8 protein-coding genes are annotated in these 7,150 nt (G+C 40.0%); 5 read left to right on the top strand and 3 right to left on the bottom strand.

The window, feature by feature from the left end; all coding sequences use genetic code 11:
- Positions 1-17: 17 nt before the first annotated feature.
- Positions 18-1,250 carry a 5-(carboxyamino)imidazole ribonucleotide synthase gene (locus HXY43_RS14325; protein WP_290883910.1) on the bottom strand — a complete coding sequence of 411 codons (1,233 nt, stop codon included), beginning with the start codon at positions 1,248-1,250 and terminating at the stop codon, positions 18-20.
- 132 nt (positions 1,251-1,382) lie between these two features.
- Between HXY43_RS14325 and HXY43_RS14330 the strand changes: the two genes are divergently transcribed.
- Both HXY43_RS14330 and HXY43_RS14335 read left to right on the top strand, forming a co-directional pair.
- Positions 1,383-1,538 carry a hypothetical protein gene (locus tag HXY43_RS14330; RefSeq protein WP_290883912.1) on the top strand — a complete coding sequence of 52 codons (156 nt, stop codon included), beginning with the start codon at positions 1,383-1,385 and terminating at the stop codon, positions 1,536-1,538.
- Positions 1,539-2,249: 711 nt separating this feature from the next.
- Positions 2,250-2,534, top strand: a complete 285-nt coding sequence (locus HXY43_RS14335) for a GYD domain-containing protein (RefSeq protein ID WP_290883914.1) — start codon at positions 2,250-2,252, stop codon at positions 2,532-2,534.
- Between the two features lie 189 nt (positions 2,535-2,723).
- On the opposite strand, the gene HXY43_RS14340 is transcribed toward HXY43_RS14335, so the two are convergent.
- Entirely contained in the window at positions 2,724-3,149 is a 426-nt protein-coding gene (locus HXY43_RS14340; protein WP_290883916.1) for a penicillin acylase family protein, read from the bottom strand.
- 316 nt (positions 3,150-3,465) lie between these two features.
- On the opposite strand from HXY43_RS14340, the gene HXY43_RS14345 reads away from it, so the two are divergent.
- Both HXY43_RS14345 and HXY43_RS14350 read left to right on the top strand, forming a co-directional pair.
- Positions 3,466-3,789 (top strand): hypothetical protein, encoded by a 324-nt coding sequence (locus HXY43_RS14345; protein ID WP_290883918.1) that lies wholly within the window; start codon positions 3,466-3,468, stop codon positions 3,787-3,789.
- Positions 3,779-3,937 (top strand): hypothetical protein, encoded by a 159-nt coding sequence (locus HXY43_RS14350; protein ID WP_290883920.1) that lies wholly within the window; start codon positions 3,779-3,781, stop codon positions 3,935-3,937. Before HXY43_RS14345 ends, HXY43_RS14350 begins: the two co-directional genes overlap by 11 nt.
- Here the strand turns inward: HXY43_RS14350 and HXY43_RS14355 are convergent.
- On the bottom strand, positions 3,927-6,026 hold the full coding sequence (locus HXY43_RS14355; RefSeq protein ID WP_290883922.1) for a serine/threonine-protein kinase: 2,100 nt from the start codon (positions 6,024-6,026) through the stop codon (positions 3,927-3,929). The genes HXY43_RS14350 and HXY43_RS14355 overlap by 11 nt on opposite strands.
- A 152-nt stretch (positions 6,027-6,178) precedes the next feature.
- Here HXY43_RS14355 and HXY43_RS14360 point away from each other — a divergent pair, with 152 nt between their 5' ends.
- Positions 6,179-6,889 (top strand): rhomboid family intramembrane serine protease, encoded by a 711-nt coding sequence (locus HXY43_RS14360; RefSeq protein WP_290883924.1) that lies wholly within the window; start codon positions 6,179-6,181, stop codon positions 6,887-6,889.
- Positions 6,890-7,150 lie beyond the last annotated feature (261 nt).

Below are 7,150 nucleotides of genomic sequence, written 5' to 3' on the forward strand. Positions count from 1 at the left end.
TGATTTTTTTTGTGAATTTAATTGGGATACCAAATGTTTTCTATAGTGTGGGCGATCGCCATTGCTTGATCCCTGTTTTGATTACTTAACAATACCGTAACATGTCCCAATTTTCGACCGGGACGCGATTCGGTTTTACCGTACCAATGAATGTGAGCTTGAGGGATTTGTTCCAGTTGTTGGCGTTTAGCAATATAATTGCTTTGGGATTTTTCGTAGCCTAACAAGTTTACCATAATAGCACATGGACAAAGCAAATTTGGGTTTCCCAAAGGTAAGCCACAAACTGCTCTCAAATGCTGCTCAAATTGAGATATTTCGCAAGCATCGAGAGAAAAATGTCCAGAATTGTGAGTCCGGGGTGCAATTTCATTCACCAATACTCGATCATCGGCAGTAATAAATAGTTCAATGCCAAAAATTCCTACAGCTTCTAGGCTATTGAGAAGGGTACGAGCAATCTTCTCAACTTCTGCTGCTACTTGTGGTGAAATATTAGCTGGGGCAATTACCCGTCGACATACTTGTTCTTCTTGTTGAGTTTCTACAATTGGATAAATCACCACTTCCCCACGCACAGAACGCGCTGCAATTACCGCCACCTCCCGTGCAAATGGGATAAATTCTTCTAATAAAAAAGCTGGATGAGATAAGATAGATTTTTTAGCGATCGCAGATTCTAATTTTTGCCGTAGAGTCTCTATATCATTAACAATAAAAGTACCTTGACCATCATAACCATGACGGCGAGCTTTTAAAACAAGAGGAAAATCTAATTCTATAATTTGTGAAAATTTAGAAATATTCTCATTTTCAATTCCTAATTCTTGGCTGTAAACTCCTAGCTCTTGAGTTCCATCTTTGGTATTCTCTTTTAAAACTCCATCAATGTCAAAAAACTCGGGAACAGGTAAGCCTAAATCACGCAAATAACAGCGTTGATGATATTTATCTAAAAGTGGAGCTAATGCTTCTAAACTTGGCCGGAAGCAAACACCTTTTTTTGCCAACAGCGATAAAGCTTCAAGGTTAACAAACTCGTTTTCAAAAGTGATGATATCGCATTTTGTGGCTAATATTTCTGTAGCCGCTGCGTCATCAACTGAGGCGAAAACAGTCTCATGAGCGATCGCAACAGCAGGATCGTTAGCGCTAGGAGTTTGCACTACCAATTCTACTCCTAACTTATTTGCCGCCCCTGCCATCATCCAGGCAAGTTGTCCGCCACCAATTACACCAACACGCTTCATTTGCACCCTAAAAATTCATGAGTTTTTACGCCTGTTTGAGAATTTCCACCAATTGCTTTTGCACTTAGTTGTTTAATTTGCATCACCAGTAAAATTCCTTGCCCTCAACTCTTCTTTGTTACATACTAGCGGATGAGCGCAACTTCAGTAGTGGTGATGTCACCCAAAAAATCAGCTTACCACCACTTTAGTAATAGACTTGTATTTATCTGTGTACTGAGTATTGGTGATGAGAGAGAAATGCTTTTGGTAGAGCGATCGCACCCCATTGCCCCTAACCGCCCCTAGTCGTCCCTCCGCGATCGCCCCTCATAGGTAAGTGAGGGGCTTTGTATCGGATAATCATCTCAACTTACTTATCACCACGACAGATGTGGCAAAGCCTTTTCCTCGGACTTCTCACCTCTCTGCCGCACTTTGGACAAGTACGCTTTGGTGTACGACTACGTGTTGGAGAATTGATAATTAATGGATTTAGAGCTGACAATCCACACCCAATATGAAGTTCGGTAGGACGTATTGTCTTACCACAAATCTTACACTTTTTCATCGCACCCTCTAATTTTAAGTGGTCTGGAAGATACACCCAGATCTTTCTTCTATTTTGATGCTGTTTTCATCTTCTTGGCGGAATGTACTAATAAGAGTTGTTTGAATTTTGCAATATTCTGTGACTTTAATAGTCAACTGAATTAGACTAAAAGTGGGTTAGCAAAGGTGAAGGTTCATAAATTTTTGCGACTGTCAATCTCAGTTTTCACCGTGTTCAATTCAATTTGCTGATAATAATCAATCGCGTTCAACTCTGATGAAGCATAAATGAGATTCAAAGACCCAAACCTTCATTTTGAGAGGATTAGACCGCGTGTGTGGTATATTTGCCAGATGATTTGATTTCCCTGACTTTCTAAATAGTCCGGTAGTGGGAGATGAGTATATTCATATAGAAAATGGCAGGGGAGTATCCGGATTTTAAGCGTTGAAAAAGGCAGGTTTCAAATGGCTACTTACATTCTTTTGAGCAATTTGACTGACGAGGGTGCCAAAACCATTAAAACTCACCCACACCGCATTAAAGAAGTTAACAAGGAATTTGAAGCAATGGGGGTGAAAGTTATATCTCAGTACGCTGTGTTAGGCCCCTACGACTTCGTAAATATTGTGGAAGGGCCAGACAACCAGACAATGGCTCGTGTAGCAGCTGAGTTATCGTCGCGTGGTAGTGTGAAAGTAATGACCATGACAGCCATTCCCATTGATGATTTCATCAGCAGTTTCCAGTGAAAACATAGATCTTTTTCTACTGCAAAACGCGTACATCTCCCACTGCAACTACTTTTTTACCTAATTGTCAAAATCCAATCCTTAATCTTGCGATCGCTAACCCTCCCTCTCTACCCCTGTCAAGGTGTGAGTCTTGAAAATGTATTTTTCTTGGTGTCTTAGTGTCTTGGTGTTTCAATGATTCTTTTTTCACCACCAAGACACTAAGCTTGCCCTCGAGCGCAGCGTAGACGACCGCAAGGGCGGCTTCCCGTAGGGTAGGGACACAAAGAGGAAAATAGTCTTCTCTGGATCTTTTCTATGCCCGATGCCCCTTGCCCGATGCCCATTGCCCCTTGCAGCAATAATGGGATAGTCGGCTGGATAGGGGGGAAAGAGTTGATCTACTTGTTGTGGTGTTAGGATTTTGAGTAAAATGCTGCGCTCAATTTCTGTATCTAGGTTGTCGCCTAGATCGTAGGACATGACTTTGCCCCAAGTGAGTGTATGTACAAGTTGCCAGGGTTCGGGTTTGTAATTGGGGTTAAGTAATTTCAAAACGGCATATTCTAAACTCAAGGCGCTATCTTGATGGTTGGCAAGATAGGCGTTAACCCCGCTAGCATAAGCCTGCAAGATACTTTTGGTTTCTGCCTTTATTGATAGTATTAACTCGCTTATTTGTTGCGAAATATTTATTTACAATTTCCTAAGTTAAGTTTATTTTCATTCGCTGCGAGAATAATCAAAGTCCTGTTAGTCTGATTATTAAAGAAAAAGGTCATTTAAGAGTTATTATGAGGTGTATTTATTCCTTAACAAAGTTTAACATTTATCCAAACCATTAACTTAAAAGATAATTCATAAATCATCGAGATTAACCAACAAAATTATATTCATTAATTTTCTAACTATTATGCTGGATTTCTTGAATCGAATTGGCAGGCCGAATATGAAACATTACTCTGATCAATGGATTGAAGAATGGTGCCAAGACAATGGCTGGACAGACTTATTTATTGAACGCAGTAACAGTTATTGGGCTTTTCCTCCCGGTGCAGTAATGCCTGAACCAATTCCAGCACAAGTTCTCAGACTAATTAAAGCCGAAAAGGGATTAACCTCTGAGGAACGTGTCTGGTCGATAACAGCAGTGATTGCAACTATGATTGCAGCTTTCGTTACCTATTGGCTAAGATGTCCGATTCCATTGGTTGCTGCTTTCGCTTTCAATGCTGTGACAGTGGCTCAACTTGAGGTTGAGGATGCATATTAAAATAGAGGCAAGGATAAAGGGTAAAGGGAAAGGTAAAAGCTTATTCGCTATTCCAAACTATGAAAATCATCCCATGCTCAGAAGAGGTGTTGCGATCGCAACACCTTCTTTTTGTACACGCACCCCAGTTGCTAACGTCAGCGTGTAGGTGGAACAGTAGGTAGATTCGGGTTTTGGAGTGGTAACTGACTTTGAGCGACGTCACGGGCTTTGATCGCTTGTTCGTAATCTGGCTTCAATTTAATGGCTTCATTGTAAGCGGCGATCGCTTCTTGATAACGCAGCAAATTAAATAGGGCATTGCCTTTGGAAAACCAGCTTTCGTAGTGTTGCGGTTTGTAACGTACTGCTCGGTTGTAAGAGGCGATCGCTTCTTCATATTTCTTTAAATTGTATAGGGAATTGCCCCGGTTGTACCATACTAAATAATTACCTCGCTTCAGTTCAATTGCTCGGTCGTAAGCTGTAATCGCTTCTTCATAGCGTTGCATTTGATGTAGCGACCAGCCCTTTCCATACCATGCTTCAAAGTTGTTGGGGCTATATTTGATGACTTGGTTAAACGATTCAACTGCTTCTGGATAGCGTTGCGAATTAATCAGGGTATTGCCTCTTGCCAACCATGCTTGGTAATAACTTTGATTTGATTGTACGGCTTTATCATATGCTGTAAATGCGTCTTGATAACGTCGCAAATTTACTAAAGCATTACCGCGTTGATACCATGCTTCTGCATAGCTGGGTTTAATTTCAACAGCTTGATCGTATGCTGATATTGCCTCTTCGTAACGTTTTAAATTTTGCAGAGCCAAGGCCTTATTATACCAAGCTACATAATCATCTTTTTGCCATTTAATTGCTTGTTCATAAGCTGATATTGCTTCATCGTATCGCTTTAATTTACTTAAAACCTCTCCTTTTGCATTCCAGACTTTAGGAGAGTTATTTTCAAGTTGTAAAACTTTATCAAAAGAGGCAATTGCTTCTTGGTATCGTTGCAAATTTTTTAATACAAAACTCCGACCTACCCAAGCTTCTAAATAATCAGGTTCAATTTGAATTGCTTTATCGTATGCTGACAGTGCTGCTTTGTATTCTTTCAACTCATTCAGCACATTGCCCTGGCCATTCCAAGCATCAGCATAATCTGGTCGAATTTTTACTGCTTTTTCATAGGCAGATAAAGCATCTTGATAACGCTGTAATTCATAAAGCACATTGGCTTGCCTGTATAATTCTGTAGCGTTAACAGAATTGATAGTATGAAAAATGTATATTGACGCTGCTGTACCTAATCCTGCTAAAATCGCTCCGCTCAGCAATTTTATCAATACACTTTTTTTGGGTTTATTGATTTTTATAGAATTCTGATTAGAAAAAGGAATATTTAAAGCGATTGTCTGAGAACTAGGATTATTCAATTCTTTTAACGCCTGCAAAGCTTCGGTTGCCGAAGGGTGGCGTTGGCGAAAGTCATAGCGCACCATTTTGTCTAAAAATTGGGCGAACTCCTGACTTACTTCGGTAGTATGATTTTGCCAAATAATTTCATTACTATCTGCATCTTCTTCAAATTGGTCAGGAGATAAACCAGTCAGTGCTTGAATAGCAATAATACCTACAGCATAAATATCGCTGCTGTATTTTGGATTGCCCTGGGCTTGTTCACTAGGAATATATCCAGGAGTGCCTATCGCAACGGTAAATTTAGTTTTACCGTTAGGGTTAATCACCTGAGTAGTGATTTGTTTAACTGCCCCAAAATCAATTAAAACTAACTTGCCATCTTGCTCGCGTCTAAGTAAGTTATAGAGATTGACATCTCTGTGAATTACGTTTTGTCGATGGACAAAATCTAAGATTCGCAAAATTTCTTCTAAAAGAGAAATTACTTGGTCTTGACTTAGGGGTTTTCCTGATGTAATTTCCTGACTAAGGTCATGACCTTCAATAAATTCTTGTACCAGATAAAATTCTTCACTTTCCTCGAAATATGCCAAAAGCTGAGGAATTTGGTTGTGCGTGCCTAATTTATGGAGAACTTGGGCTTCCGTATCAAATAATCGTCTTGCTGTTTGTAAGCTTACAGGATCTGTTGCTTGGGGTTTAAGTTTCTTGACAACACATTTAGGACTACCAGGTAATTGAGTATCACAAGCGACAAAAGTTTCACCGAATCCCCCTCCTCCCAAATGGCTGATTATTTGGTATCGTCCAACAAGTGTGTTTCCCAGCATTTGGTTCGCCTAGTTGAATGCGCGACAATCTGATTCCAATCTTGCCATATATAGGGGAGATGGGGTGATGGGGAGAATAACCACTAACCACTAACCACTAACAAATGACTAATGACCAATGACCAATGACTATTGACTATTGACTAATTCCAATGATTCCTATTAGCGATAACATTTTTATTGTCACACGTAAAAAGCCGATTATTGTTTACTGGCTGATTGGTATTAACATTGCCTTATTTTTGTGGGAATTGAAGCTAGAGATTGAGGGTATATTAGGCAATTTAGTTTACAATTGGGGGCTGATTCCCGCACAAATGAATGGTGCTATGGGCGATGTACTATCTAGTAATTTAGCTGCTGGGATATTTTTGTTATCGCGTTCTACTTCTCTGCTAACGGCAATGTTTATCCACGGCAGTTTTAGCCAAATATTAGGTAATTTGTTATTTTTGTGGGTTTTTGGTAGAAATTTGGAAAAAATTCTCGGACATGGTCAGTTTATAGGGTTTTACCTCATGTGTGGCATTCTGACAGAGATAATACAAATTCTCGCTGACCCTAGTTTGACAATACCATTGATTGGAGCGAATGGTGCGATCGCATCTATTTTAGGGGCATATGTTTATAAGTTTCCAAAAGTTAAAATTGACACAGTTATGCCTCTGCTGATTGTATTTATACCTGTGCAATTACCAGCGGTTTTCTATACATTTTGGTGGTTGGTACAACAGTTGTTTTATGGCATTGGTAGTTTAAGCATTCCTGGTGGCGTAAACCCACTGACTAGCATTAATTATTGGGCGCAGATAGCAGGATTAATTATCGGTGCAACTGCGATGCGACAACTAAAACCACGATAAATTAGTTAGTGGATAGTGGATAGTAGATAGTAGTGATTAGAAAAACCACTAACCACTGCCCCTGTCAAGGTGTGAGTCTTGGAAATGGATTTTTCTTGGTGTCTTAGTGTCTTGGTGTTTCAATAATTCTTTTTTCACCACAAAGACACTAAGCTTGCCCTCGAGCGCAGCGTAGACGACCGCAAGGGCGGCTTCCCGTAGGGTAGGGACACAAAGAGGAAAATAGTCTTCTCTACTAAGATTTGGGTTCGTTTTTTACCC

Source organism: Fischerella sp., from assembly GCF_013388695.1.
Classification (GTDB): Bacteria; Cyanobacteriota; Cyanobacteriia; order Cyanobacteriales; family Nostocaceae; genus PCC9605.

Bases quoted from the DNA above. Each gene is read 5' to 3' on its own strand.
- HXY43_RS14325 (WP_290883910.1), bottom strand. From the start codon at position 1,250: ATGAAGCGTGTTGGTGTAATTGGTGGCGGACAACTTGCCTGGATGATG.
- HXY43_RS14330 (WP_290883912.1), top strand. From the start codon at position 1,383: ATGAGCGCAACTTCAGTAGTGGTGATGTCACCCAAAAAATCAGCTTAC.
- HXY43_RS14335 (WP_290883914.1), top strand. From the start codon at position 2,250: ATGGCTACTTACATTCTTTTGAGCAATTTGACTGACGAGGGTGCCAAA.
- HXY43_RS14345 (WP_290883918.1), top strand. From the start codon at position 3,466: ATGAAACATTACTCTGATCAATGGATTGAAGAATGGTGCCAAGACAAT.
- HXY43_RS14350 (WP_290883920.1), top strand. From the start codon at position 3,779: ATGCATATTAAAATAGAGGCAAGGATAAAGGGTAAAGGGAAAGGTAAA.
- HXY43_RS14355 (WP_290883922.1), bottom strand. From the start codon at position 6,026: ATGCTGGGAAACACACTTGTTGGACGATACCAAATAATCAGCCATTTG.
- HXY43_RS14360 (WP_290883924.1), top strand. From the start codon at position 6,179: ATGATTCCTATTAGCGATAACATTTTTATTGTCACACGTAAAAAGCCG.